Annotated in this window: 25 protein-coding genes; 12 read left to right on the top strand and 13 right to left on the bottom strand. The window is 59.5% G+C overall.

Annotated features, from left to right (window positions below):
* Positions 1–62: 62 nt before the first annotated feature.
* Positions 63–287: a hypothetical protein gene (locus BN1130_RS05555; protein ID WP_042040788.1), complete on the bottom strand. Its 225-nt coding sequence runs from the start codon at positions 285–287 to the stop codon at positions 63–65.
* 139 nt (positions 288–426) lie between these two features.
* On the opposite strand from BN1130_RS05555, the gene dinB reads away from it, so the two are divergent.
* From dinB to rlmM, 6 genes are all read left to right on the top strand, one after another.
* A complete protein-coding gene (gene dinB, locus BN1130_RS05550) occupies positions 427–1485 on the top strand; it encodes a DNA polymerase IV (RefSeq protein WP_042040787.1) in 1059 nt (352 codons plus the stop codon).
* Between the two features lie 62 nt (positions 1486–1547).
* Positions 1548–3689 carry a methyl-accepting chemotaxis protein gene (locus BN1130_RS05545; RefSeq protein WP_042040786.1) on the top strand — a complete coding sequence of 714 codons (2142 nt, stop codon included), beginning with the start codon at positions 1548–1550 and terminating at the stop codon, positions 3687–3689.
* Positions 3690–4006: 317 nt separating this feature from the next.
* Positions 4007–4927, top strand: coding sequence for a transcriptional regulator GcvA (locus BN1130_RS05540; RefSeq protein ID WP_042040785.1), 921 nt, complete (start codon positions 4007–4009; stop codon positions 4925–4927).
* Positions 4920–5597 carry an alpha/beta family hydrolase gene (locus tag BN1130_RS05535; RefSeq protein ID WP_042040784.1) on the top strand — a complete coding sequence of 226 codons (678 nt, stop codon included), beginning with the start codon at positions 4920–4922 and terminating at the stop codon, positions 5595–5597. The genes BN1130_RS05540 and BN1130_RS05535 overlap by 8 nt, the downstream gene beginning before the upstream one ends.
* On the top strand, positions 5587–5973 hold the full coding sequence (locus tag BN1130_RS05530) for a DUF423 domain-containing protein (protein ID WP_042040783.1): 387 nt from the start codon (positions 5587–5589) through the stop codon (positions 5971–5973). Before BN1130_RS05535 ends, BN1130_RS05530 begins: the two co-directional genes overlap by 11 nt.
* On the top strand, positions 5966–7060 hold the full coding sequence (rlmM, locus tag BN1130_RS05525) for a 23S rRNA (cytidine(2498)-2'-O)-methyltransferase RlmM (RefSeq protein WP_042040782.1): 1095 nt from the start codon (positions 5966–5968) through the stop codon (positions 7058–7060). Before BN1130_RS05530 ends, rlmM begins: the two co-directional genes overlap by 8 nt.
* A 104-nt stretch (positions 7061–7164) precedes the next feature.
* On the opposite strand, the gene BN1130_RS05520 is transcribed toward rlmM, so the two are convergent.
* The 7 genes from BN1130_RS05520 to queF form a co-directional block, all read right to left on the bottom strand.
* Positions 7165–7602: a hypothetical protein gene (locus tag BN1130_RS05520; protein ID WP_042040781.1), complete on the bottom strand. Its 438-nt coding sequence runs from the start codon at positions 7600–7602 to the stop codon at positions 7165–7167.
* A gap of 120 nt (positions 7603–7722) precedes the next feature.
* Complete coding sequence (locus BN1130_RS05515) at positions 7723–8730, bottom strand: isocitrate dehydrogenase (protein ID WP_042040780.1); 1008 nt, start codon at positions 8728–8730, stop codon at positions 7723–7725.
* A gap of 148 nt (positions 8731–8878) precedes the next feature.
* Positions 8879–9679, bottom strand: a complete 801-nt coding sequence (gene xni / locus BN1130_RS05510; protein ID WP_042040779.1) for a flap endonuclease Xni — start codon at positions 9677–9679, stop codon at positions 8879–8881.
* 142 nt (positions 9680–9821) lie between these two features.
* Positions 9822–11177, bottom strand: a complete 1356-nt coding sequence (gene ppnN / locus BN1130_RS05505; protein ID WP_042041003.1) for a nucleotide 5'-monophosphate nucleosidase PpnN — start codon at positions 11175–11177, stop codon at positions 9822–9824.
* Between the two features lie 245 nt (positions 11178–11422).
* Positions 11423–13036, bottom strand: coding sequence for a GGDEF domain-containing protein (locus tag BN1130_RS05500; RefSeq protein ID WP_042040778.1), 1614 nt, complete (start codon positions 13034–13036; stop codon positions 11423–11425).
* 92 nt (positions 13037–13128) lie between these two features.
* On the bottom strand, positions 13129–15396 hold the full coding sequence (locus BN1130_RS05495; protein WP_042040777.1) for a hypothetical protein: 2268 nt from the start codon (positions 15394–15396) through the stop codon (positions 13129–13131).
* Between the two features lie 63 nt (positions 15397–15459).
* Positions 15460–16302, bottom strand: coding sequence for an NADPH-dependent 7-cyano-7-deazaguanine reductase QueF (gene queF, locus BN1130_RS05490; protein WP_042040776.1), 843 nt, complete (start codon positions 16300–16302; stop codon positions 15460–15462).
* Between the two features lie 50 nt (positions 16303–16352).
* Between queF and syd the strand changes: the two genes are divergently transcribed.
* Positions 16353–16901, top strand: coding sequence for a SecY-interacting protein (gene syd, locus BN1130_RS05485; protein WP_042040775.1), 549 nt, complete (start codon positions 16353–16355; stop codon positions 16899–16901).
* Between the two features lie 104 nt (positions 16902–17005).
* Here syd and BN1130_RS05480 read toward each other — a convergent pair whose 3' ends face one another.
* The 5 genes from BN1130_RS05480 to BN1130_RS05460 all read right to left on the bottom strand — a co-directional run bounded on the left by BN1130_RS05480 (position 17006) and on the right by BN1130_RS05460 (position 19941).
* On the bottom strand, positions 17006–17779 hold the full coding sequence (locus BN1130_RS05480; protein ID WP_042040774.1) for a Zn-ribbon-containing protein: 774 nt from the start codon (positions 17777–17779) through the stop codon (positions 17006–17008).
* A 19-nt stretch (positions 17780–17798) separates the two neighbouring features.
* Entirely contained in the window at positions 17799–18113 is a 315-nt protein-coding gene (locus BN1130_RS05475) for a hypothetical protein (RefSeq protein WP_042040773.1), read from the bottom strand.
* A gap of 104 nt (positions 18114–18217) precedes the next feature.
* A complete protein-coding gene (locus tag BN1130_RS05470) occupies positions 18218–18448 on the bottom strand; it encodes a DUF2789 domain-containing protein (protein WP_042040772.1) in 231 nt (76 codons plus the stop codon).
* 139 nt (positions 18449–18587) lie between these two features.
* On the bottom strand, positions 18588–18890 hold the full coding sequence (locus tag BN1130_RS05465; RefSeq protein WP_042040771.1) for a DUF3301 domain-containing protein: 303 nt from the start codon (positions 18888–18890) through the stop codon (positions 18588–18590).
* Positions 18891–18912: 22 nt separating this feature from the next.
* Positions 18913–19941: a DUF3549 family protein gene (locus BN1130_RS05460; protein WP_042041002.1), complete on the bottom strand. Its 1029-nt coding sequence runs from the start codon at positions 19939–19941 to the stop codon at positions 18913–18915.
* A 238-nt stretch (positions 19942–20179) separates the two neighbouring features.
* On the opposite strand from BN1130_RS05460, the gene BN1130_RS05455 reads away from it, so the two are divergent.
* The 5 genes from BN1130_RS05455 to BN1130_RS05435 all read left to right on the top strand — a co-directional run bounded on the left by BN1130_RS05455 (position 20180) and on the right by BN1130_RS05435 (position 24792).
* Positions 20180–20515, top strand: coding sequence for a YqcC family protein (locus tag BN1130_RS05455; RefSeq protein ID WP_042040770.1), 336 nt, complete (start codon positions 20180–20182; stop codon positions 20513–20515).
* A gap of 125 nt (positions 20516–20640) precedes the next feature.
* On the top strand, positions 20641–21381 hold the full coding sequence (gene truC, locus BN1130_RS05450; RefSeq protein WP_084218149.1) for a tRNA pseudouridine(65) synthase TruC: 741 nt from the start codon (positions 20641–20643) through the stop codon (positions 21379–21381).
* Positions 21382–21486: 105 nt separating this feature from the next.
* On the top strand, positions 21487–21930 hold the full coding sequence (locus tag BN1130_RS05445) for a flavodoxin (RefSeq protein ID WP_042040769.1): 444 nt from the start codon (positions 21487–21489) through the stop codon (positions 21928–21930).
* Between the two features lie 539 nt (positions 21931–22469).
* Complete coding sequence (locus BN1130_RS05440) at positions 22470–23726, top strand: maltoporin (RefSeq protein WP_042040768.1); 1257 nt, start codon at positions 22470–22472, stop codon at positions 23724–23726.
* A 91-nt stretch (positions 23727–23817) separates the two neighbouring features.
* The gene (locus BN1130_RS05435; RefSeq protein ID WP_042040767.1) at positions 23818–24792 is read left to right on the top strand and encodes a MalM family protein; all 975 of its coding nucleotides are present in this window, start codon (positions 23818–23820) and stop codon (positions 24790–24792) included.
* The last annotated feature ends 290 nt before the right edge of the window (positions 24793–25082 follow it).

The raw sequence follows: 25082 nt of genomic DNA, 5'->3' as shown, positions 1-25082 counted from the left end.
AAGGCCATCTTCGGATGGCCTTTTCTATCTTGAGTCTGGCCAGGCAGACCGCCCTGGCATTGCTAGTAGTCGTATTGGCGGCACTGTTTCTCGCTGTACTCCTGCTGCCAGCGGGCAAGTTCCTCGTGAGTGCCCAGGGTGTCGCCCTTGGCGATGACCTGCTTGAGCGTGGCTATCCTGTCGTGCAGCCAGCGGCACTCGGCGGTGGGATGCTGTTTGGCACTCCCCAGCATAGGCCAGAGCAGCAGCCCCAGGATCAGCCCCCGATATCCCCATCCTCTCTCCATATTGCCCCCTGATATGTCATCTATCGAGTCTTGTAGACTAGTCGAAATAGTGGCCGAAAGATGCCGAATGACACCTATCTAGTCTAGGTCCCGGCTCTGGGGTAAGATGTTGGCATTAACTGTTTATTTGTACAGTGTTATGCGCAAGATCATTCACATCGATATGGATTGCTTCTTCGCCGCCGTCGAGATGCGCGAGAACCCGGCCCTGCGTGAGGTGCCGCTGGCCATCGGCGGTGCGGCGGACAGGCGCGGGGTCATCTCCACCTGCAACTATGTGGCACGCCGCTTCGGGGTGCGCTCCGCCATGCCGACCGCCCTGGCGCGCAAGCTCTGTCCCCCGCTGGTGCTGCTGCCGGGGCGGATGGCGCTCTACAAGGAGACCTCGACCCGGATCCAGGCCATCTTTGCCCGCTACACCGAGCTGGTTGAACCGCTCTCTCTGGATGAAGCCTATCTGGATGTCACCGACAGCCCCCATTGCGGCGGCAGTGCCACCCTGATGGCCGAGCAGATCCGCGCCGCCATCCAGAGTGAGCTGGGGCTGACCGCCTCGGCCGGGGTAGCGCCCAACAAGTTCCTGGCCAAGCTGGCGTGCGAGCGGCGCAAACCCGATGGTCTCTTCGTGATCGCCCCCCAGGAGGTGGACGACTTCGTGCGCCTGTTGCCCCTTGGCAAGATCCCGGGGATAGGGCGCAAGACGGCGGAGCGGCTCGAACTACAGGGGCTCTATCTGTGCGAAGATGCGCGTCAACTGCCAGAAGAGGAGCTCAAGGGGCGATTTGGCAAGTTGGGTGTGATGCTGGCCGATCGCATCTGGGGACGCGACGACAGCCCGGTTCAGGCGAGCCGGGTGCGCAAGAGCATAGGGGTGGAAACCACCCTGGATGCCGATGTCTATGACGAGGCGGCTTGCTGGGCCGTGCTGACCCGGCTCATCCCCGAGCTGGAGCTGCGCTTTGGCCAGCGCTGTCCGCGGGATCAGATCATGGGGCAGGGGATCAAGCTCAAGTTTGCCGATTTCCAGCAGACCACCGTCTACCGCAGTCATGGAGGCTATTCGGCCCCTCTGTTCCATGATCTGCTCCATGAGGGGTTGGTGCGAGCGGAAGGAAAACCCATACGACTCCTTGGCTTGGTGGTGGGCCTGCCAAAGGAGGGGGAAGTGAATCAACTTAGTCTGGATCTCGACCGTTGAGGTTAAGTTTTTGTTATTGTCACCGATAACCTGTAGACGACTGCATTAAAAGGATGTTTCGCATGTTTTCTCTCTCAGTACAGGGGCGTATTACCCTGATTGCGGGTTGCTCCCTGCTGCTCTGTGCCGCCACGCTAGTGGTCTCCTCTCTCTACAACGCGTCCCGCATGCAAAGCGAGGTGATGACCTCCACCACGGCGGAGGCCGAACTGGCCGCGACCCGCTGGATGCAGGCCATGGGCTCGGAGCAGTCGGCCCGGATCACCAGCTATCTGGATGAAGCCTATTTCCGGGCCACCCTGCTGGCCCAGAGCCTGCTGTTCCAGCGCCAGAATGCCAGCGACAACTTCATCCACTCCGAGGCGCTGCGCGGGGCCGTCAACCAGCAACTGCACAATGCGGTCATGCACTCTCCGAACCTGCTGGGTGCCTATGCCATTTTTGAGCCCGATCAGCTCGATGGTGAGGATGCCAACTACCAGGGCTCCACGGATCTTGGCTCCAATGACAAGGGGCGCTTCTCCAGCTATTGGGCCCACGTAGGGGATAAGGTGAGTCTGGAGGTGATGAACGAAGCCACCCTGAATGATGCCAGTCCCGATGAGTCTGGCACCCCCAAGAATGAGTGGTATCGCTGCAGCCTGCGTGACAAGGCCCTCTGTCTGCTCGAGCCCTATCTCGACGAGGTGGGCAGCGAGGAGGTGTTGATGACCTCGGTCACCACGCCGCTGCTCGAAGAGGGCAAGCTGCTCGGCATGGTGGGCATGGATATCTCCTTGGCCAAGCTGCAAGCGCTGGTGGTCGAGATGGATCAGACCCTCTACCAGGGCCAGGGGCGGATACTGCTGCTCAGCCATGGCGGGCGGGTCGCCGGTGCTGCCGGTTTTGACATCATCCCCGGCAAGGCCCCCGGTGCACAGTTTCAGGGGCTGATGACCATGCTCACCGGCTGGCTCAGTGCGGGCCAGCCGCTCACTCAGTGGAGCCAGGATGGCAGCAGCCTGCAGAGCTTCATGCCGGTGACCATGCGGGGCAGCGATCAGCGCTGGGGCATCTATATCGATTTGCCACGGGCTGTGGTGCTGGCGTCGGCCAGCGAGCTGCAACGCGAGCTGACGAGCCAGGCAACACGCAGCATCTGGTCCCAACTTGGGGTCGGCAGCCTGATCACCCTGGCGGCCCTGCTGTTTATCTGGTGGATGGCCCATCACATAGTGGCGCCTATTCGCGCCGTGGTGGCTCGTCTCAATGACATCGCCTCCGGGGAGGGGGATCTCACTCAGCGTATCGACATCCAGCGCAGCGACGAGATTGGCGAACTGGCCGATGGCTTCAACCGCTTCCTCAACAAGTTGCAGCTCACCATGGGCGACATCATCACCACAGTCGGCGGCACTCGGGCCAGCGCCACTCAGGCCGCCGTGGTGGCTGACAGTACCAGCGAGGGGATGCAGGCCCAGTATCAGGAAGTGGATCTGGTGGCGACCGCGTTCGAGGAGCTCAGCGCCACTGCGCTGCAGGTCTCGGGCCATGCCAAGGCGGCGGTTGCGGCGGCCGATGAAGCGGACAGTGCGGCCCAGGAGGGCAAGTTTGTGGTGGCCGATACCCAGGTCGCCATGGCCAGGCTGATGACTGTCATCAGTGAGGCCAAGCCTGAGGTGGAGCGCCTGTCAGCCAACAGCGAGAACATCAACGACATACTGACGGTGATCCAGAGCATTGCCGAGCAGACCAATCTGCTGGCGCTCAATGCCGCCATAGAGGCGGCGCGGGCAGGGGAGCAGGGTCGTGGCTTTGCCGTGGTGGCGGATGAGGTACGCAACCTGGCCGGTCGCACCCAGAATGCCATCGTCGAGATCCAGACCCTGATCCATCAGTTGCAATCGGGCACTCAGGCGGTGGTCAAGGGGATCATGAGCGGCCATGATCAGGCGAGCCTGACCCTGGACAAGGTGGACTCCTCGGTGCGGGTGCTCGAGCAGATCATCTATGCGGTGGGTACCATACACCAGATGAATGAGCAGATAGCCCGGGCGGCGGGGGAGCAGAGCACGGTGGCTGACGAGATCAATCGCAACGTCAGCAATATTCGCGACGTGAGCCATCGCATTCGTGAACAGGCGGCAACCGCCGCCGAAAATAGCCGCTCCCTGGCATCCCTGGCCGATCAGCAGCAGCAGTTGGTGGGTCAGTTCAAAGTATGATGATGGGGCCCGTGGCGCGCTGCGGGCCAACCCCTTGTTGCAGCCATAAAAAAGGCGCCATCCAATAGGAGGCGCCAAACACATTCAGATGACAGACTGGGTCAACACCTCACGGCATAAACCCTCTTCCCGCAGAGGAAGAAACACAACACCACAATCGGATCGTCGGCTCATAAGGCACATGTAAACCACATGGGGCAGAAAAAGTGAGCCATATGACAACGGATTGCGGAGCGAATTATGTTTATTCACTGGTCGGCCCGCAACCGACAAATTATAATGCGGTCCATTAGAAAAACTCATCGTTGGCTGGTGTCATGTCTCGTCGTTTACCCCCGCTCAATGCGCTCAAGGCTTTCGAAGCGGCGGCGCGCCATTTAAGTTTTACCCGGGCAGCCGAAGAGCTGTTCGTCACTCAGGCTGCCATCAGTCACCAGATCAAGGCGCTGGAGGAGTACCTGGGGATCAAGCTGTTCCGGCGCAAGAATCGCTCCTTGCTGCTGACCGAGGAGGGGCAGAGTTACTTTCTCGACATCAAGGACATCTTCGCCTCCATCTCCGAGGCCACCGACAAGCTGCTGGCTCGCAGCGCCAAGGGGGCCCTCACCGTCAGCCTGCAACCGAGTTTCGCCATTCAGTGGCTGGTACCGCGTCTGGTGCGCTTCAGCGAGCGTCATCCCGACATAGACGTGCGCATCAAGGCGGTGGACATGGACGAGGGGGCCCTCACCGACGACGTGGATGTGGCCATCTATTACGGCCGTGGCAACTGGCCGGGATTGCGCTGTGACAAGTTGCATACCGAATACCTGATCCCGGTCTGCTCACCGCTGTTGCTGACCGGTCCCAAGCCGCTGCGCACCCCTGATGATCTGACTCGCCATACCCTGCTGCACGATACGTCCCGCCGCGACTGGAAGGCCTGGTTCCGCCAGCTCGATATCGATGCCCCCAACGTCAATCAGGGACCGATTTTCAGCCACTCCACCATGGTGATCCAGGCCGCCATTCACGGTCAGGGGGTGGCGCTCGGTCACAGCGTGTTGGCCCAGCCCGAGATAGAGGCAGGCCGCCTCATCTGTCCGTTCGAGCAGGTACTGGTCAGCAAGAATGCCTTCTACCTGGTGTGCCAGGAGCAGCAAGCGGATCAGGGCAAGATCGTCGCCTTCCGTGACTGGATGCTGGAGCTGGTGGAGCAGGAGGAGGCCCGTCGCCGGGCGCGGCTCGCCGATGCCTGATCCTGTTTATGATGTGATCCGGGCAGGCAGTGTCCAGGCTCCCACCCGGCTGTTGCTGGCCCATGGCGCCGGTGCAGGCATGGACCACGACTTCCTGACCCGGCTCTCGACCCTGCTGGCAGGATCTGAGCTTGAGGTGATCCGCTTCAATTTTCCCTATATGAGCAAGCGGGCCCAGGATGGCAAGCGCAGGCCACCGGACAGACAACCGGTCTTGCTGGCCCATTGGCGTGCCATGGTGGCCGAATTTGCTCATCCCCGGCTCTTTATCGCCGGTAAATCCATGGGCGGGCGGATGGCGGCCGAGATAGCCGATGACGTCAATGCTGCAGGATTGTTCGTTCTCGGGTATCCTTTCCACCCTCCCGCCAAGCCGGACGCCTGGCGTGGAGAGATACTCAAGCAGATAAAGACGCCAACTCTGCTGCTGCAAGGGGAGCGCGACAGCTTCGGCAGCCGTTTGGAATTGGCGGATTTCCCCTTCTCCGCCTGCGTCGATGTGCAGTGGTTGCAAGATGGTGACCACAGCTTCAAGCCGCGCAAGGCCAGTGGCCGTACCGAGCCGGAGAACCTGGCTCAGGCGGCGGCCCATATAAAGTGCTTCATCGAGGCGCAGGCTCAAGAGGCTGCCCTTGGTGCTGCATTGCAAGGAGTTAATGATGAGAACTAACCCTGTCTGGTTGGTGCTCGCGGGCCTCTTTGGCCTCACGGCCACTATGCTGGGGGCCTATGGTGCCCACGGTTTAGGCGCCACCGGGATAAGCCCGGAGCGACTGGCGGCTTATCATAGCGCCGTCGAGTATCAGTTCTTTCACGCCCTGGCCCTGCTGATGCTGGGTTGGTGCGCACCGCGCCGCCGCGCTATCACTGTGGCGGGCGTTGCATTCACGCTGGGGATCCTGGGATTCTCCGGCAGTATTTACGCCATGGTGCTGCTTGGCAGCAAGGGGCTGGGGTTAGTGACTCCGGCCGGTGGCCTCTGTTTTATGTTGGGATGGACCGCCCTTATCTGGGTGGGCTGTCGTCTTGGAGGAAAAAATGAATAATCTGCTGCTTTATTGCCGCCCCGGTTTTGAGAAAGAGGCGGCGGCAGAGATCACCGAGCGTGCCAGTAACATGCAATGCTACGGCTTCGCCCGGGTCAAGGACGACAGCGGTTATGTGATATATGAGTTGTATGACGAGGAGCAGGCCGATCTGCTGGCGCGCAAGCTGCCGTTCCGTGAGCTCATCTTTATCCGTCAGATGCTGGTGGTGACCCACGAGTTGAAGGATCTGGATGTGGCGGATCGGATCTCGCCCATCATAGAAGCGACCAGCGACTACACCATCTGTGGCGATCTGCGGGTCGAAACTGCGGATACCAACGAAGCCAAAGAGCTGTCGGCTTTCTGCCGCAAGTTCACCGTGCCGCTGCGCCAGGCCCTGCGCAACAACGAGCGACTGACCAAGAAGGAGACCGGCAACCGCCCCGTGTTCCACGCCTTCTTCATGGCCAACGATCACCTGCTGCTCGGTTACTCCTATTCGTTCAACAACTCCGAATTCCACATGGGCATACCGCGTCTGCGCTGCCCGGCCGATGCACCGAGCCGCTCCAGCCTCAAGCTGGAAGAGGCCTTCTATGTGTTCGTGCCCAAGGAAGAGTGGAGCCGACGCCTCACCTCCGGCATGAAGGCGGTGGACTTGGGCGCCTGCCCCGGTGGCTGGACCTATCAGCTGGTGCGTCGTGGCATGATGGTGACCGCGGTGGACAACGGCACCATGGCGCCTGCCTTGATGGAGACGGGCCAGGTCAAGCACCTGCGCGATGATGGTTTCGTCTGGCGGCCCAGCAAGAAGAACATCTACTGGCTGGTGTGCGACATGGTCGAGAAACCGGCGCGAGTGACTCACATGATCGCCGACTGGTTCAAGGATGGAGATTGCCAGGAGGCCATGTTCAACCTCAAGCTGCCGATGAAGAAGCGCTACGCCGAGGCGGTGCACAATATCGAGGTATTGCGCGAGCTGCTCAAGAAGATCGATAGCGCCTTCGTCATCCAGGCCAAACAGCTCTATCACGACCGTGAAGAGATCACTGTGCATGTGTACAACAAGTACTGGGTCTCCAAGCTGGAAGAGAAGATCTGACGGCTCACATCCGATGAGGATGGATGCAAAAAGACCGGCTCTGGCCGGTCTTTTTCTTTTCCCGATACGCTCTGTTTAGGCTGCAAGTTTGTGCAAGACGGAGCTCAGAACTTGTAGTCGAAACGCAGGGAGGACTCATCATCGGTGAGCTTGATCTCGACTTGCAGCGGTATCTTCTTGTCGGTCGGGTTGAATTGCATCTTGACCCCATCCCCGCGCAATTTGACGGCGGTGTTCATGCCACCAGCCTTGAACTTGACCCTGGGCCGGAAGTTCTCGAAGGCGAGGCTGACACTCTTCTCCGGCGTCAGGTTGAGTTTTTGATAGGGGGTGATGGTCTTGTTGCCGAGGTTGTCCGTACTGATATCTACCCCGAACGACAGCGGTTTGGGGGCTTTCAGCAGGTCATTGGTATCCAGGCTGGATTGCCAGGTCTGGGTAGGGGTCTGTTCGGGTGCCTCTTTCCAGGCTCGTTGTGCGACGGGTCTGTCGATGGCCATTACCCCGCTGCTTATGAGTAGCAGCATCAGCATAGCGCGCATGTCGGATCTCCTTATCCTTGGTCTATTGAACATAGTTGCCAATGGAACAGGGGGAAAGCGGCGCGCCGGAGAAAATAGAGGGAGCCGAAGCTCCCTTTTTAAATCAATCAGTTGAGGGGTTTACAGCCGGGCGATGATGGCCTGGGTGAACTCATCGGTGGAGGCCGTGCCGCCCAGATCCCGGGTCACACATTCTCCCGCTTCGATGGTGCTGCGCACCGCTTCGCGGATCTGCTCAGCCTTGTCCTGCATACCTAAGTACTCCAGCATCTGGATGGAGGCCAGGATCACCGAGGTGGGGTTGGCAATGTTCTTGCCCGCGATGTCGGGGGCCGAACCATGCACCGCCTCGAAGATGGCCGCGCCATCGCCAATGTTGGCGCCTGGGGCCATGCCCAGTCCGCCGACCAGGCCTGCGCACAAGTCCGAGAGGATGTCGCCAAACAGGTTGGTGGTGACCATGACATCGAAGCGCTCCGGGTACATCACCAGATTCATGCAGGCGGCATCGACGATCATCTCCTCGCTCTGGATATCCGGGTAGCGAGCGGCAATTTCCCGTGCCACTTCCAGGAAGAGGCCGGAGGTGGATTTGAGGATGTTCGCCTTGTGGACGATGGTGACCTTCTTGCGGCTCTCTTTGCGTGCCAGCTCATAGGCGAAGGTGACGATTCGCTCGGCGCCATCGCGGGTGATGATGCTCATCGCCTCGGCACTGCGGTTATCTTCGCTGCGCTTCTGGCCAGCCCCCGAATACATGCCTTCGGTATTCTCCCGCACCGTGATGATGTCGATGTTCTCGTAGCGACTCTTGGTGCCCTTGAAGGAGATGACGGGGCGGACATTGGCGTAGAGGTGAAACTTCTTGCGCAGGGAGACGTTGATGGAGGTGAAGCCGCCGCCGACCGGTGTGGTGAGTGGCCCCTTGAGGCTTATCTTGTTCTTTTCAATCAGATCGAGGGTGGATTGGGGCAGCAATTCACCGTGCTTCTCGAGGGCCACCAGGCCCGCATCGGCGTACTCATATTCGAAGTCACAGCCTGCATGGGTCAGGATCTGGATGGCGGATTCAATGATGCTGGGGCCTATGCCGTCGCCCGGGATGACGGTGATCTTGGTTTTTGACATGAAACTAATCCACTTCTAGGGAACGAGGAGGGGGAGGATTCGGCGGTTTTTATATCATTTTCACCCAAAAACCACCATGTTTCTTTACATTTTACCGGTTTTCATCAACAGCGAAGGTGAGCCCGATCATGCTTGTGGCTATTTGCACTCAGCGGGCGCAATAGCGGATCTCCTGCAGATTGAAGCCCAGCGGGATATCGAGGCGCAGGCGAACCAGGGTCTGGGCGAGTCTGGCCTCTTCGGCCTGGGCCAACACCTTCTGCAGGGGCTTGCCTGCATCCTCGGGGGCCACCTCGAGCATCTGGGCCAGGCTGCCATATTGCTGCAACAACAGCGTCGCGCCCTTGGGGCCAATGCCCGCTACCCCCTTGATGTTGGAGCCGCCGACACCGGTCAATGCCCAGAAATCCACCAGCTGCGTCGGCGCAACGCCGTACTGCTGCTGGACGAAAGCGGCATCCAGCCAGCGCTTGTTGAAGTAGTCACGGATCTGGATCTGCGGGCAGATGAGCTGGCAGAACCCCTTGTCGGTGGAGATGATGGTGGCGTTGTGACCATGGCGGGCGATGCCGCAGGCCAGGGTCCCTATCAGGTCATCGGCCTCATCGGTTTCGGAGAGCAGGGCGTCGATGCCGCACTCCCAGAAGGCATCCTGCAAGCTGGCGAGCCCGGCCCTGAGTTCAGGAGGCATGGGGTTGCGTCCCTCCTTGTAGGCGGGGTAGCGCGCCTTGCGCCAGCCTGGCACCTCACCATCGAGCTCACTATCAAATACGGCGATGACGTGGGTCGGCTCACTGGCCGCCAGCAGTTTGCGGCTGGTGTTGATGAGATTGGCCCGGGTGGCGATCAGAGCCTGCTCCGGGCTCAGGGATTGCTGGGCCTGCACCGCATGGAGGCGGCGGATGAGGTTGAGTGCATCGATGATCAGCAGATGGGATTTGGGCGGCATAGCGGTGTGCTTTCTCGAATGGCCAGATCCTCGGGGCCCGGCGGTGGTGACAAGGCGCTGATGCGCTCGGATGGCCATTGTAACAAGGGAGGGGCGCCATTGCGCCCCTCCCTTCATCTTGTCTGCATCGATGTGCGGGCGATCAACGCACAATCTCGTAGCAGGGAATGTACTGGCTACCCGGCAGCTTCATGCGCTGCTGTTTGACGAAGCTCTCCAGCAGGGTATCCATGCGCTGCATCAGCTCCTTGTCCCCGTGCAGCTTGAAGGGGCCATGTTGTTCGATGGCCTGCAGCCCCGCTTCCTTGACGTTGCCCGCCACTATGCCGGAGAAGGCACGGCGCAGGTGCGCAGCGAGCTGCTGCGGAGCCTGGTTGCGATGCAAGTCCAGGGCGGCCATGTTGGCGTGATTGGGCTCGAATGGCAGCTGGAACTCGGGCTCTATCTTGAGGGACCAGTTGAAGGAGTAAGCGTCCCCCACGGACTTGCGGTATTCACGGATCCGCGGCATGGCCTCCTTCATGGCGCGGGCCACCTCGGGGGCATCTCCCACCACGATGCGATAGAGGCTGGTCGCAGGTTCGCCCAGGGTCGCCTTGATGAAGTCATCGATGGCGCGGAAGTAGTCGGCACTCTCCCTGGGGCCCGTCAGTATGATGGGGATGGGTTGGCGCTCGTTGGCCGGGTGCATCATGATGCCGAGCAGGTAGAGCAGCTCCTCGGCGGTGCCGACCCCACCCGGGAAGATGATGATGCCGTGGCCCAGACGCACGAAGGCCTCGAGCCGTTTTTCTATGTCCGGCAGTATCACCAGCTCGTTGACGATAGGGTTGGGGGGCTCGGCGGCGATGATGGAGGGCTCGGTCAGGCCGATATAGCGGCCATTACGAACCCGCTGCTTGGCGTGGCCCACGGCGGCCCCCTTCATCGGACCCTCCATGGCGCCAGGGCCGCAGCCGGTACAGATGTTGAGTTCACGCAGGCCGAGTTCGCTGCCCACCTCACGGGTGTACTGGTATTCAGTCTCGTTGATGGAGTGACCGCCCCAGCACACGACCAGGTTGGGATCCGCCCCCGGATGGATCGCCTTGGCGTTGCGCAGCATGGAGAACACCAGATTGGAGATGTGGCTCGGACTGGTCAGGTCGACCAGGCGGTTGGCATCGATCTGGTTGGAAACGTAAAGAATATCGCGCAGCACGGAGAAGAGATGCTCCTGGATGCCGCGGATGATTTCGCCATCGACGAAGGCGTGCTCGGGGGCGTTGAACAGCTCGAGCTTGACCCCGCGCTCGCGCCGGATCACGTGAATATCGAATGATTTGAAACGCTCCAGTATCTCTTTGGAGCTGTCGGTGTGGCTACCCGAGTTCAGGACCGCCAGCGAGCAGTTGCGATAGAGTTGATAGATATCGCTGGAGGCCGTTTGCTTGAGTCTGTCGACCTCAAGCTGGGACAGCAGGTCCATGCTGCCCACGGGATTGATGTGTGTGATCATGATCTTCCCCTTCTCGCTCAATTGTTATCGTTCTCTCTTTCCCTGGGGATAGAGGGGATGCCTTTGGGCATCCCTCTCGCCTGATAGTAGAGCCAACTTGAGGGGGAGGGGAATAGGGGGCTGTGCGACTGTTGCTTTTTTGAGCGTTTCATCGGGCTGGTGTGGCCCTTTGACTAGGCAAGGCAGGGCCGATGTATCACGAACCGTGCCACCGCCAGCGCTGCCCGGCGCTGGCAGTACCGGGATTATCCGAGGTCGGTATTGACCCTGTCCCTGCCGCCATTCTTGGAACCGTACAGCGCCTTGTCGGCCCGCTCGAAGGCATCCGAGGGTTGATCCCCCTCCTTGAACAGGGTGGCACCGATGGAGATGGTGATCTCGACCCTGGCATCGCGAAACCGGAACGGAATGCTCTTGATCGCCTTGCGCAGATTTTCGAGGGGTGTCTCGAACTTGTCCGGGTTGACGTTGGGCAGCAGCACCACGAACTCCTCACCGCCGAAACGGGCGATGAAGTCGGTATCGCGCAGGGATTTTTGCAATGCCTTGGCAACCACCTTCAACGCCTTGTCGCCGGCCATATGGCCATAGTTGTCGTTGATGTTCTTGAAGTGATCGATGTCGATGATGGCCAGGCACAGGGGGGTGCGGTAGCGCAGCCAGCGTTTGTATTCGAGCTCGAGCCGCTCATCCAGCGCCGCCCGATTATGGACCTGGGTCAGGCTGTCGAGGAACAGCTTGTGCTTCTGGATGGTGAGCCGCTTCTTGTACTCCGCCGTCTCCTCCTTCATCAGCCGCAATTTGGCCTCCATGGTGGAGAGGCGGGTGATGAGATGCAGTTCCCGGGCCGTCATGCTCTCCCGCTCCCGCAGCAGCAAGCCGATGGTGGCCATGTGCTCGCTGATGGCCTCCTTGAGCGCCTCGGAGGAGTGGTGGCGAGTGAGGGTGTCATCGATGGCCTGGACTTCGTTATCCAGGGCCACGCGGCTGGTCTGGCTCGCCTGCTGCAAGGCCCGCCCCTCATCCAGCGACTCGGTGAAGTTGAAATGGACCGAGGAGAGGCTCTCATTGAGGGCCGTCAGGAAGGCCCGGGAGCTTTTACGCTCCTCGCGGGTGCCCTCGATGATGAGCTGGATCACCTGCAGGCAGGATTCAGCCAGCAGAGTGGGATCCATTCCCATCAATAGCTGACGGCGAATTTCCGCCAGGCTCTCACCCACGGCACCGGCAAAATCGAGCTCGGTAATGAGGCGCTGCAGTTCATCGGCGATACGGCTATAGACCTTGCCATCCAGGCAGGCGGACGCCTCGCCAGTCTCCTTGCTTGCGGATGCCAGACCCTGGCCCGCGGTGTCGGAGGGGAGGTTTGCGGGTAACAGCTGGATCTTGATGGCCTGCTGATAGAACTCCAGCAATTGAGTGACCCGGCGCTGATGATCGCTGAGGCCATAACCATTGGGGGTGGCCAGGAATGCCTTGAGGGACTTTCGGGTCTCTTCCGGAAAGCCCTTGAGGGATTTGAGCTGCCTGGAGCCGAGCTCGATGGCGCCCGCGGTCAGGCTGATCGACTCCTCAAGCGCCGTGCTGTGCTGCTGCAGCAGCTTCTCGATGGCGGCGAGATCCTGATCCAGATGGGTCAGGGAGGGCTGGCCATCCAGCTTCTGTTTGAGCTTGGCGAGCTTGCTGTCGAGTTCGCGATCGTGGCCGCGGCAGGCTTGCATCAGTTTGGCGATAAACTGAATGCTGCGGCTGCGCTCGGCCTGGGAGCAGAGCACTGTCTCGTCGAGTTCAAACTGTTTGCGCTGAAGGGACTCTCTGAGTCTGGCCAATTGTCCCGCTACGGCAGTGATGTCATTCATTCTTCAGGCTGCCCTGTTTGTTATTATTTATGGCGGTGGGATAGTCCTCTGCGGGCGAGGCCGACTCAGATCCCCAGCGATTCGCTATCTTGTCATCGATCATCTGTGCCCTTCGTCCGTGACAGGCCAGGCCAGTTGATCCACTGTTTGTCGTGAGAAGAGTTTACTTTTACCAATCCCTTGTCAATCGCCATCAGACAGCATTGCCACACATCTCCGTTAAAAAACGCGGCCTGTTGACAGTCGATCGCGGCCAGCTCCAACCAGGCGCTCTGATTGGCCCGCTCGCTGAGCTGGATTGCACCTGCCAGAGCCAGGTAGCAGAGATCGAACAGGCCGAGATGATCGAGGGCGGTAGCCGCCTTGGGCAGGAAGGGATGGCTGACGATGCCGAGGCTGATGCGGCGATCGATGGGCTGAGCGCAGGGGAAGGCGGCGAGCTGCTCGAGCAGTTCTCGGGCCAGTTGATGCAGCTGTGCGACATGACGCTGGGGCACCACATAGAGCAAGTGGCCCTCGCGCAGGTCATAGATACGGCCATCGGGTGGCGTCAGCCCGGCGACATAGTCGCCGAATGCCGTCTCAATGTCCCTCGCTAGCTGATAACCGTGTCGTTCCAGGTTGTTGGCCAGGAAGGGCACCTTGAAGAGCAGATAGTGCAACTTGTCATCAAACTCACCCTCGGTCAGCTCATTCAGGTACCAGCGCTCCGATTGTTGCTGACGCTTGGCCATCTCTTTTGGCCAGCGGTTCATCAGGCGCTGCCAGTTGGCCAGACCGCTACGGGGCTCTTTCAGGGTGGCTTCTCCCAGGAAACGCGCCTGTTGGCGGGCGCTCTTGAGCCGCAGCCAGAGGGTGAAGAAGAGGTAGATGAAGAAGGCCAGCAGCAGACCTGTGATGACACTCGACCAGAGGTAGCGCTCCTGCTGATGGCGGCTGTTTTCCAGGCTCAGCTCCAGGGACTTGATCTGCTGCTCACGCTCGACCTGGGTGTAGTTGTCGCGAATGGCCTCCTGCTCCAACGCAACCTGTTGCTGGCTGATCTGTTCGCTCAGCTGGTGGAAGCGCTTATAGCTTTCCAGCGCCTGCAGCAGATAATCCTTCTGTTCATAAGCGAGGGAGAGCAGGCGATAGATCTGGAACTGGCGACCGGTATCGGCAATCTGGTTGGCAAGGTCCAGGGCATTTTCCAGTTGCAAGATGGCGATGGCCGCCTCTTTCTGCTTGAGGTGCAGTTCACCGAGCAGCAGCAGGGTATCGATGAGGGGTCGCTTGTCATCCTCCGCCCGATGCGCCTGGCGCGCTGCGCTCAGATAGCTGCGAGCGAGGGGCAGGTTGCCGTTTTGCAGATAGGTTTTGCCTATTTCGTACTTGAGCTGCGCGACCTGGATGCGCTGGTGCCCCTCGTCGAGCAGGTCCAGGGCATTGAAGAAATAGACCAGGGCCATGTTCATGTCGCCCTGGGTACGGTTCAGGCGCGCCAGCACGGTCAGTGCCTGGCTGAGCAGCGCGGGATTGCCGAGGGCGTGGAAGTAGTTGGCCGCCTCGTTGGCGTACTGCAACGCCTTCTGGGGCTCCTGCTCTTCCTGATAGAGGTCCACTATCTGATTGGCGAGCAGGCCGAGGAACAGGGGATCCGCCAGGGGGCGAGCCTGTTGCTGGGCCGAAATATAGTCGCCAAGGGCGAGCTGGGGCTGCCTGAGGGCATGGTAGAGATCGCCGCTGACCGCATCGACCCAGGCTTGCGCCTTGCTATCGCCTATGGTGCGGGCCCATTGCCGGGATTCGCTGAGTCGTTGTTTGGCCTCCTCGAACTGATGAGATTCGATAAGGTCGGTGATGAGCAGTAGTCGGCTATAGACCTGGAGCGGGCTGTTCTTGAGGGCTGTTTCACCGAGCAACTGATCGAGCTGGGTGCGAAGGGGCACATAATCACGGCCGCTGCCGAGCAGCGCTTTGTTGCGCAGCATCAGATAGAGGCTCTGGGCTTGCAGCTCGGGTTGCTTCTCCTTGCTTGCCAGGGCCAGGGCCTGCTGCAGCTCCTGATCCGCCAGCCGGTGTTGAGCGAGCTGGATCAGGCACTCACCCTTGAGCAGGTGTGCCCCCGTGGCCTGGGCGACAGTGCCGAAGCTGAGCATGGGCTCGCGGTAGCCGTACTCTTGACGATTGCTGATGATTTGCTTGGGATTATTGGCCGTGCGGACCAGGAAGGCCGAGGTGATCTCTACGCATCTGGCCGGATCGCTCAACACCAGAGTCTGAGCCTGTTGCAGATCGATAGACAATTGGTCCTTGGTCAGATCCACATTGGGAGCCGACAGGGAGGACATCATCATTGCCAGAAAAAACAGTTGATTCATTAGATTAAGGGCCGCACGGGAGTGAGGGCATGTTATCCAAGCCCCCCCCCGTGAGTCCAGAGTTTACTGACGGATCAGTCGCAGGTTCTCACTTGGTTCTTCCCAGTCGCTGCGGAACGGGTTGATATCCAGGCCGCCCCGGCGGGTATAGCGGGCATAGACGGTAAGTTGCTGCGGGGCGCAGTGCTGTTTGAGGTCGGTGAAAATCCGCTCGATACACTGCTCGTGGAACTCGTTGTGCTGGCGAAACGAGATGAGGTAGCGCAACAACTTCTCCCGGTCCAGACGCGGGCCCCGATAGTGGATGACCACTGATCCCCAATCCGGTTGACTGGTGACCAGGCAGTTGGACTTGAGCAGGTGGCTGTGCAGCGTCTCCTCTACCTCGCCTTGACCGGCGGCCCCGATCAGCAGATCTGCATCGAACTCATAGTTGTCGATCTCGATGTCGAGGTCATCGATGCACTCGCCCGGCAAGTCCACTATCTGGTGCGGCGCCTGTGCCAGGGGAGTGAGGGTCACGGCGACCTCGGCGCCAGCACAGGCGCTCAGGTCTTTGGCCAGCAGCTCGCGGACCGCCGCCAGGCTAGTGCAGCGAGTCTGGTTAAAGGAGTTGAGATAGAGCTTGAACGACTTGGACTCGATGAGGTTCAAACTGGTGGCGGGCACGCTTATCTCACCCAGCGCCACCACAGGTTTGCCTTTGTCATTGAGCCAGGAGAGCTCGTACAGGGTCCAGATGTCGGCGCCATGGAAGGGCAAGGGATCCGGCAGGGCCAGATCGTTTCGGTTCAGACTGCGGGGCACGGGTTGCAGCAAGGAGGGGCTGTACTGGCTGATGTAGGCGGACTGTTGGCCCAGGCTCAGCCCCTGCAGGGCGTTGGCGTATCTGTCTTGTTTGCTCATGGGATTGATGGTGCAATAGCGAATGTTGTCGCTAATTGTGAGGAATTTCGATGTCGGATCAAGTCTTGTCTGCCCTGGCGCATTTTTTTTCGCGCTGGCAACGCGACGGTGAGGCGAGACGGGGTCTGCCCTTGTGTCAGTGGGAGCCGGATTGGCGCTCCCCTTGTGAGCTGAGTGAAGCCAATGGTGGGCTGGTCGCCTGGCGTCCCCATGCTCGTACTGACGCTGCCGACTTCACCGCCCTGGAGGGCGCCCTGGAGCTGGAACTGCACCCGAGTGCCAAGCTGTGGTTTGGCCACTGGTTCAGTCGTCCACTGCCATGTCTGTTCAAGGGATTGAGGCTGGAGCTGATCCTGCCCTGGAATGAACAGGATCTCGATCTGCTGCGCGAGAACCTGATAGGTCACCTGCTGATGCTGCGCAAGCTCAAGCGCTCCCCATCGCTCTTTATTGCCACGACCCGCAACGAGATGACGCTCATCTCCCTGGATAACGAGACGGGGCAAGTGTGGCTGGAGTGGTTGGACAGTGGTCGCCGGTTGGTACTGGCCCCCTCTTTGCCGCACTTCTTGGCGAGTCTGGAGACCTTGCCGGACTAGCTGCGTCAAGTCGGCTTCAGTGCAAAGGGCGTCCCGGTAGGACGCCCTTCGTGTTTGGGGAGAAGGAGTATGGGGAGCGCAGCCCTGCCCGGGTGCGCAACCTGCTAATCCTTGAAGTCCCAGGAGATATTGGAGATCAGCCGACAGGGCTGGCACTGGAAGTCGAAGATCTCGTGCAGGGGGGTTGGCAGGGCCCAGTCACCGCCACAGCCGGGGCAGGGGCGAGCGCGCTCCTCTGGGGCACTCAGGCCGCCGACGCGGTAGAGATAGTAATAGACGGGGATGCCGGTCAGGGCTTCGAGCCGCTTGCACAAGTCAGTACCACGCCGAGCCAGGCGGCTGCCGGGGTCGCCAATCTCGTGCAGTGCCACATGTTCGGCAATGGAGCCATTCATCTGCAGCTGATCGCACGCTTCCCAATCTTCCTGCCACTTGATGATCTGCTTCTGATCGCCATTGGCGATGGCGGGCAGCCGATAGAGGGGCACGGGGGCGAAGTGATCGCCGCAGCGCAGGGGGGAGCAACTGTGCAGGAAGCTGGTGTAGAGCAGTAACCAGCTCGGTCGTCCGCAAGGGTCGGTGCCATCTGAGAGCAGATCGGCTCCCAGCAGCTGTAGCTTGGGGGCGAGCAGGCCTGCCTGGTGCAGGCCTTGTTCGGCCAGGACAACCTGTTCACTCTGGTTATCCGGGTGCAGGCTATCTTGCTCCGGGCAGACCACCCGGCTGACGAAGTGGCCTTGCTGCATGCTGGTGGGAAACTCCCGGCCCAGGATCTGACCCTGATAGCGCAGCATGTCCAGATAATTGACGATGGCGCGTTCGGCGTCGCCGAGGGAGGTATCGCGGTAGCATTCGAAAGTCAGTTCAAGAATATACATGGAGAGAGCTGGGCCTGATTTAGCGGGGCTGGGTCATGAGGGCAAGCAGGCGATCCAGCTTCTGTTCGAGTCTGTCGAGCTGGGCAGCGAGGCTCTGCACGCTGGGTTCATGGAGCAGGGGCTCTTGGTGGGGTTGTAGCCCCTCATGCCTGTCATGGGGCGCTGGCTCGTCCTGTTGCTCTTTGAGTTGTGCCTGCTTCCACTGACTGAGGCTCTTGAGCAGCTCGGCCATGGGCACGGCCTGGCTCAGGCGCGCCTTGACCATGGCGGTGGTGGGGGTGATGCCGCGGGCTTTGAGCTCGCTGGCAATCTGGTGGATCTCGGCGGATGACATTGGGCTTCCTCTGGTTCTCTCTCACGGGCGGCATGCCAGGGCCCCGGCTTGGCGGCGCTGGGCGGCCAGAGCTTACCCTGACTGCGCCTTGCCGAACAGGGGCCTCATTGGCGCAGCAGTACATCGAGTTGATCTATGGTCTCGCTCCAGGCGGCGTCATCGCGCAGGGATTCCCGCAGGAATTGGGCCTGGGAGGCGTTCCAGAACGGTGCCTCGCTCAGTTCCATCTCTTTTTGCAGGCTGTGGCTGTCGATGAAGTGACGCAGGCTGGCCGCATCATTGGCCAGTCCCAGCTGGGCAAAGAGGGTGGGCATGTCATGTACCATGGGGTCCATCGTCTTTCTCCTTGAATGAAACCCCTAGATTATAGACAGCCCGCCTCCCTTCCTGGTCCCTGGTCGTCCAATGGGCCGTGCTCAGCGCCAGTCATCCGGCACTTGTCACCGCCACAAGCCCCTGGCCCGGGTAGTCATGTTATCCACCGCCGGGCAGCCGGTGCGGCGGGATCTCCACCCCTGCCACGTTGAGCCCCTGCATGGTGAGGGTGCCAAGATAGTGACTCTCCCCATCGCTGCTGAATTCAAACTCGTAGCAGGTGAGCAGGCGCAGCGGCCGGTGGGCAAGCCGCCTGTGGCTGCGCGCCACCGACAGCAGTTGCAACTCATGCTGCTGGCAGTAGCGCCTCAGGTATTGCCAGGCCAGCTCGGCCTGGCGCCGCTGGTGCCAAAACGCGCTGGCCAGACAGACCAGCAGCATGATCCAGAGCATTTCTTCCATGGACGGGCTCCTTGAGGCCGGGTCAGTTGGCGTTGAACAGGCGACCGATGGCGCGGCTCAGCGCCTCGCTGCGATCCGGACTGCGCAGGATGGCGAGTACCTGGGGACGCAGCAGTGGCAGGGTAACCAGCTCGGCGAAGACCTGATTGAAGAAGGGGGTTGGCTGGTCAGCGAGTCGTTCCAGGAAAAGATCGAGCAGGGGGCCCTGTTGCAGATCCGGCCAGAGCCGTCCGGCGATGGCGAGCAACAGGCTGGGGCTGGGCTGGGTTTCCAGCAGGGTCAGCAACTTGTTGGTGCGTGCCTGGTTAGTGGCACTGGCGGCGAAGGCGCGACACAGATAGGCCAGGGTCTCGGGATCCGGGGAGGCGCACTCCTGCTCCTTGCCAAGGCGCTCAAGCAAGGCACCTTGCAGCGCAGGGGGCAGGGCGGCACTCTCCAGGCTCTGGCACAGGGCGTGGAGCGGCTCATCGGGCAGGCGCGCCATGGCCTTGCACACCAGCGCCAGATTGCTCTCTTGCTGCAAGCGCTCGGCGAAGTCGGCAAAGCCCTGCAGGCCGAGCTGTTGCCAGCCATCCTGTCCGGGTGCTGCCAGATAGTGGCACAGCGCCTGATAATAACTGGAGGGGGCCTGCTCGAGCTGGCGTCCCAGCTTGGCGTGCAGACTGGCCATCTTGGCTTCGGCCGGGCGGAAGGTGTAAGGGTTGTCTGCCAGTCGCTTGGCGGTGGCATCGTCCAGATCGCCGGTGAGTTTGTAGCCCAGGGTCTCGGCGACCAGATCCATGAAATGCTTGGGGCCGGCCGAGATGAGCAGGCCGCGCTCATCGAGGGCAAACTTGAGGAACCAGAGATAATGTTTCTCTTCGGTCGCTTGAAAGAAATGCACCCCCAGCCAGGCGTGTTGCTGCAACGGCCAGGGGTAGGGAATGGCCTGCTGCTCGATGCGCACAAACTCGGCGCTGTCGAGGGGGCGGACCTGGCGGCCCAGATCAAACAGCTGGAATTGCGTCTCGGCCTGGGTCAGGAAGTCGGTCAGGGTATGAATGGCGGTCATGGCATGGGATGGCTGATGGGTCATGGCCCCGATTATAAGGAGCCAGCTTCAGATAGCCAGCGGTGAGGGAGTGAGGGCTTGCGGCCCCCTGCCTAAGCCCGGTGAGATTGTGTATAGTGGCGCCCCTTTCGATACGCCCTATGAACAGTGTGGTGCTTTGCATCCACCGGGGGATTCATGACGACAAAGGGGAGCCGGTGCAACGAGCCCGGTTGGCAGAGATAGTGAGGAGTTGATGATGAACAAGTATCTGTTAGTGGCTGGCCTGCTGGGCGAGCTGAGCGCCGAGTTGCAGCGTTTGGATCGCTGGCAGCTGGACAATCCGGGTGAAGAGGCGTTGGCCAGCACACTGCCATTTTGCGTCGATACCCTGAGTTTTGATCAATGGTTGCAGTTCGTGCTGATCCCGCGCATGGAGCAGCTGGTGCTGCTACAGGCGCCCTTGCCAAGCAGCGTCTCTCTCTATCCCATGGCGAGCGAGAGCTATAAGGAGGAGCTGGCGGAGGTGACTGACTTGCTGCGGCTCATCGCCCGTTTCGATCTGCTGCTCTCAGGCAAAGTGGTGGAGCAGTGACTTGCCCCTCATCCCCTGGGGATGAGCTGAGACCCACAGGGGCAGATGCTGGGGAGGGCGATCGTGCACTGCACCACAGCTCATCCTTGGACTCATTGCCAGCCGATGAGCAACAGCGGGATGAACTGAGGCCGACCCTGCTCTATCAGGATGAGTGGTTGGTGGCGGTCAACAAACCCTCGGGACTGCTGGTGCACCGCAGCTGGCTCGACAAGGGCGAGACCCGCTTCGCCATGCAGATGACCCGGGATCTCATCGGTGGCCGTCATGTCTACCCGGTACATCGGCTCGACAGGCCCACCTCGGGTGTGCTGCTCTTTGCCCTGAGTCCCGAGGTGGCACGCAGCCTGACCGAGGCCTTCAGTGGGCGACGGGTACACAAAGAGTATCTGGCGCTGGTGCGCGGCTGGGCTCCCGAGCAGGGGCTGATTGACTATCCGCTCAAAGAGCAGCTGGACAAGATAGCCGATGCCCTCGCCACCCGAGACAAACCCGCCCAGGAGGCGGTGACCAGCTTCAGGCGCCTGCATCAGGTCGAACTGCCCCATGCGGTTTCCAAGCAGCATGCCACCAGCCGTTACAGCCTGGTGCGACTCTTCCCCCACACGGGACGCAAGCATCAACTGCGCCGTCACATGGAGCACCTCTTCCACCCCATGGTCGGGGATACCACCCATGGGGATGGTCGCCACAATCGCTTCTTCCGGGAACATTTTGGCTGCCAGCGCCTGTTGCTGGTGGCGCGTACCCTCAGCTTCGAGCACCCCGTGCTCAAGGTACCCATGCGTATTCAGGCCCCGCTGGGTGCCGAGTTGTTGACGCTATTTGGCAAGCTGGGCTGGCCAGCCAGCGAGAGTGACTACTGAGGGGGATCGGCTTAACACCAGTCAAATCAGTGTATTGATCTCTTGACCTGTCCCCCGGATGCTCGCTGTGGCATGCTGAAACCATTCCCAACGCGAGGAGGCAAGATGGCACAGATAGATATCGTAGTGGGCAGCGTCTATGGCGCCGCCTTCCTGGTCGCCGAGACCCTGATGGATGAACTGACGGGCCAAGGGCATGAGTGCAACCTGCATGAAGAGGCCCGCCTCGAGGACATCTCGCCGACCCGTTTCCTGCTGCTCGTCTCGGCAACCACAGGGCAGGGGGATGTGCCCCCCAATCTGGAAGCCTTCGCCGCCGATCTGAAAGACAGGGCGCCCTATATGAAGGGGCTCAATTATGCGGTGATCGCCATGGGTGACAGCAGTTATGAGCACTTCTGCGGCGCGGGTCGTCAGCTCGACACCTTGCTGCTGGAATTGGGGGCCCAACCCTTGCAGCCCAGACTGGAAATTGATGCGACTGTGGTCGATGAACCTGAAGTGGTCGCACTGGCCTGGCTAAGAGAGTGGCAGGGGCAACTCCAGTGAATTGACCGATTAATGCACTCTCATCGCTATTTATAATCGATAACACGGGCCCTCCATATTGGGCCCGTTATTTTTCCTACATCCCTTCCTCACACACACCCTTATTTCATTCCCCCATCATGATTAATTAGAGCACCTACTCTTAAACAGGGCACAGATAAAAGAGTGGCTTGCTGACAAGTCGCAAATTTAAAAGTTCCTCATTGAAAGCGATTTCAGTCATGTTTTTGTCATTGTTTTGATGGTTTATTACTTATTGCTCGATGCGAATTAATTTATGACACCGTTTTCAGATTGTGTCTGTGTGGTCATTTTTCGATTTAATGGGTGAGTTATTGCTATTTTATGGCTTCGTACGGGCGTTATTAGCCCATTGAAATAAATGGGCGCTATTTGTCCCTGTTTTGTGAATTGGCTCATGTTTGTCCCCATATCGCCTACCTATAATCGACCCCGGTTATCACCGAAACGTTTTTATGGTGATAGGAAGTTAAACCTAAGGATCACACACTCCTCAGCGGGAAATAAGGAAAATGAAAATGAAAGCAAAGTGGCTCCCGATCGCTGCAGCAGTTACCGCAGCCCTGGCTTCTCAAGCCGCCTTCGCCGTTGATTTCCACGGCTACTTCCGTTCCGGTGTCGGCATCTCCGAAGATGGCGACATGCAGACCTTCGACAAACAGAAAGTCGGTCGTCTGGGTAACGAGAACGAAACCTATGGCGAAGTACAACTGGGCCAGGAAGTTTATAACAAGGATGGCAAGTCCTTCTATGTCGACTCCATGGTGGCCATGGTCACCAACCAGTCCAATGACTGGGAAGGGACTGGCACCAGCTGCAACTTCGACACCAAGCAGTGTGAAGATGACGCCACTTTTGCCCTTCGTCAGTTCAACGTCCAGGCCAAAGGCGTGCTGGGCTTTGCCCCGGAAGCCACCCTGTGGGCCGGTAAGCGTTACTACCAGCGTCACGACATCCACATCTCCGATTTCTACTACTGGGATGTGTCCGGTCCTGGTGCCGGTATCGAGAACATCCAGGCCGGTCCGGGCAAACTGTCCCTGGCCTGGACTCGCAGCGATGCCGGTGAGCTGAACAACAACATACTGGACGTGCGTTACGCCGGTATCCCGCTGTGGAGCGATGCTTCCCTGGAAGTGGGCGCTGACTATGCCATCGCCAACCCCACCGACGATCAGGACAAGCTCGATGGCGACATCAAAGATGGTGTCATGCTGACGGCTGAACTGACTCAGAACATGTTGGGCGGTTTCAACAAAACCACGCTGCAGTACATGAGCGACAGCTATGCCACCCTGCCGATTTACTACGGCGCCGGTAACTGGACCAGTCAGGATGGTGCCAGCGGTGACGGCTTCCGCATCATCAACTGGGGCGTACTGCCGATCGGTGACAAGGTCGAGTTTGGTCACCAGCTGGTTTATGGTCAGTCCAACGACGTGACCATCAACGGTGTGACTGGTTCTGATGCCGATACCTTCTCTGCCGTGATCCGTCCCATGTACAAGTGGGATGACATCCAGAAGACCATCCTGGAGCTGGGCTACTATCATGACACTCAGGACGTCCGCGATCAGGACAGCCAGGACCGCAACGGTCAGAAGTACACCATTGCCCAAGCCTGGTCTGCCGGTCCCAGCTTCTGGGCCCGTCCGGAGATTCGCGTGTTCGCTTCCTACCTGAAGTCCGGTGGCGATAACGGCCAGACTTTCAATGGCAGCAACAACGATGACAACACCTGGAACTTCGGTGTCCAAGCGGAAGCTTGGTGGTAAGCCCGACTTTCAGTTAAGTTAGTGACTGCCCCCACTTGGGGGCAGTTTCGTTTCGCCGGGTAACGGCCACCGGATAAGAGGGATAATAAGAATGACGCTGGTAAAGATGTCGATTGCCGCCGCAGTGACCGTCTGGTTGACCGGTTGTGCGGGTAATATGGGCGTGCCCTTGCAAGAGCATGCGGCCGTTCTGGACAATGCCGATCAGGCCAAGCAGGCCCTGTCGCAGGCCAGCAACTGCTGTGCCGGTTTCAATGAGTTCCAATATGCCAATCTGCCGGAAGGGGAGACGCTGCTTAGCCTGGATGGCAAGCAACCCAGCTACCGTTTCGATGAAGGCATGAGCTATTTTGCCGCTTATCGTCTGCCCAAAGACACGGGTAACCTCTACATTCGCTTGGCCTCACAGGTTGGCAAAACTGTGCTGCAACCCAAGGTTGTCATGCTGGATGCCAATTTCAAGGTAACCCGTGTACTGGGTGAATCGGTGTTCTCCTATCAGCCTGCTCACCTGATGGATGCCGATCGCATCGAGGGCAAGGTGTTTGTCGATCGCAGCATGCCGGGCAATCCTGCGAGCGAAACCTATATGGTGGTCTATGCACCGGCAGATCAGTTGAGTGGTTCCACCACCATCTTGCACCCTGCCAAAGCCTTTGCCCGGGCCAACAACACAGTCGAACCCGATATCAAGGATCCGGTGATCCCTCACTCCCCTTGGGGACTGGTACAGATAGTGGTCACCGACATGGCCAAGGCACAGGGTATTGAGGCCGTGTTCACACCAGAATATGCCGATAAAGTTGCCATGAGTCAGGCCAAGCCGGCCACCACGGCAGTCGTTGCCACTGGCGCGACGGCAACCGCTGTAGCTGCGACGGCGCCAAGCAAACCCGCGCCAGCCATGCTGAGCGAGACAGAGGCGTTCTATCAGTCTCAGATCGAGAAAGCGGTCAAGGCTGGCGATATCGATAAAGCGATGCAACTGGTCAGTGAAGCCGAGCGGGGCGGTTCTAGTCGAGCCAAGTCAGTATTCGTTGATGCGGTGAAAAAATCCCAAAAATAATAACGGATTTTTTATCCTTCACTATATTTATCAGGCCTCCATTGTCGGGGGCCTTTTTAATGGTTATATTGTTTCTACACAAGATGATTAAGTGGTTACATTGAGTTACGTTTCGTTTCCTTTTATTACGGTTGGCAGTATTTAGATGCAATCTGAAACGGCACTTTTCATCGAATTGAAATATAGTAGTGTTGCCAAATTTTAACCAGAAAACGACGTTAAAGACTTATTTAAATCATCTTGTGATCTCCTCTCCAAATTTCCTATCTGCTAATTCCAGAGTAAAGAAA

The sequence above is a fragment of the Aeromonas rivuli genome, assembly GCF_000820045.1.
In the GTDB taxonomy this organism is placed as follows: domain Bacteria; phylum Pseudomonadota; class Gammaproteobacteria; order Enterobacterales; family Aeromonadaceae; genus Aeromonas; species Aeromonas rivuli.
Note: the sequence above shows the minus strand (reverse complement) of the source record. Positions and strands in the feature narration are given on the sequence as shown.

Excerpts from the sequence above, each read along its gene's own strand:
- BN1130_RS05555 (WP_042040788.1), bottom strand. The coding sequence starts at position 287 with ATGGAGAGAGGATGGGGATATCGGGGGCTGATCCTGGGGCTGCTGCTC.
- dinB (WP_042040787.1), top strand. The coding sequence starts at position 427 with ATGCGCAAGATCATTCACATCGATATGGATTGCTTCTTCGCCGCCGTC.
- BN1130_RS05545 (WP_042040786.1), top strand. The coding sequence starts at position 1,548 with ATGTTTTCTCTCTCAGTACAGGGGCGTATTACCCTGATTGCGGGTTGC.
- BN1130_RS05540 (WP_042040785.1), top strand. The coding sequence starts at position 4,007 with ATGTCTCGTCGTTTACCCCCGCTCAATGCGCTCAAGGCTTTCGAAGCG.
- BN1130_RS05535 (WP_042040784.1), top strand. The coding sequence starts at position 4,920 with ATGCCTGATCCTGTTTATGATGTGATCCGGGCAGGCAGTGTCCAGGCT.
- BN1130_RS05530 (WP_042040783.1), top strand. The coding sequence starts at position 5,587 with ATGAGAACTAACCCTGTCTGGTTGGTGCTCGCGGGCCTCTTTGGCCTC.
- rlmM (WP_042040782.1), top strand. The coding sequence starts at position 5,966 with ATGAATAATCTGCTGCTTTATTGCCGCCCCGGTTTTGAGAAAGAGGCG.
- BN1130_RS05520 (WP_042040781.1), bottom strand. The coding sequence starts at position 7,602 with ATGCGCGCTATGCTGATGCTGCTACTCATAAGCAGCGGGGTAATGGCC.
- BN1130_RS05515 (WP_042040780.1), bottom strand. The coding sequence starts at position 8,730 with ATGTCAAAAACCAAGATCACCGTCATCCCGGGCGACGGCATAGGCCCC.
- xni (WP_042040779.1), bottom strand. The coding sequence starts at position 9,679 with ATGCCGCCCAAATCCCATCTGCTGATCATCGATGCACTCAACCTCATC.
- ppnN (WP_042041003.1), bottom strand. The coding sequence starts at position 11,177 with ATGATCACACACATCAATCCCGTGGGCAGCATGGACCTGCTGTCCCAG.
- BN1130_RS05500 (WP_042040778.1), bottom strand. The coding sequence starts at position 13,036 with ATGAATGACATCACTGCCGTAGCGGGACAATTGGCCAGACTCAGAGAG.
- BN1130_RS05495 (WP_042040777.1), bottom strand. The coding sequence starts at position 15,396 with ATGAATCAACTGTTTTTTCTGGCAATGATGATGTCCTCCCTGTCGGCT.
- queF (WP_042040776.1), bottom strand. The coding sequence starts at position 16,302 with ATGAGCAAACAAGACAGATACGCCAACGCCCTGCAGGGGCTGAGCCTG.
- syd (WP_042040775.1), top strand. The coding sequence starts at position 16,353 with ATGTCGGATCAAGTCTTGTCTGCCCTGGCGCATTTTTTTTCGCGCTGG.
- BN1130_RS05480 (WP_042040774.1), bottom strand. The coding sequence starts at position 17,779 with ATGTATATTCTTGAACTGACTTTCGAATGCTACCGCGATACCTCCCTC.
- BN1130_RS05475 (WP_042040773.1), bottom strand. The coding sequence starts at position 18,113 with ATGTCATCCGCCGAGATCCACCAGATTGCCAGCGAGCTCAAAGCCCGC.
- BN1130_RS05470 (WP_042040772.1), bottom strand. The coding sequence starts at position 18,448 with ATGGACCCCATGGTACATGACATGCCCACCCTCTTTGCCCAGCTGGGA.
- BN1130_RS05465 (WP_042040771.1), bottom strand. The coding sequence starts at position 18,890 with ATGGAAGAAATGCTCTGGATCATGCTGCTGGTCTGTCTGGCCAGCGCG.
- BN1130_RS05460 (WP_042041002.1), bottom strand. The coding sequence starts at position 19,941 with ATGACCGCCATTCATACCCTGACCGACTTCCTGACCCAGGCCGAGACG.
- BN1130_RS05455 (WP_042040770.1), top strand. The coding sequence starts at position 20,180 with ATGAACAAGTATCTGTTAGTGGCTGGCCTGCTGGGCGAGCTGAGCGCC.
- BN1130_RS05445 (WP_042040769.1), top strand. The coding sequence starts at position 21,487 with ATGGCACAGATAGATATCGTAGTGGGCAGCGTCTATGGCGCCGCCTTC.
- BN1130_RS05440 (WP_042040768.1), top strand. The coding sequence starts at position 22,470 with ATGAAAGCAAAGTGGCTCCCGATCGCTGCAGCAGTTACCGCAGCCCTG.
- BN1130_RS05435 (WP_042040767.1), top strand. The coding sequence starts at position 23,818 with ATGACGCTGGTAAAGATGTCGATTGCCGCCGCAGTGACCGTCTGGTTG.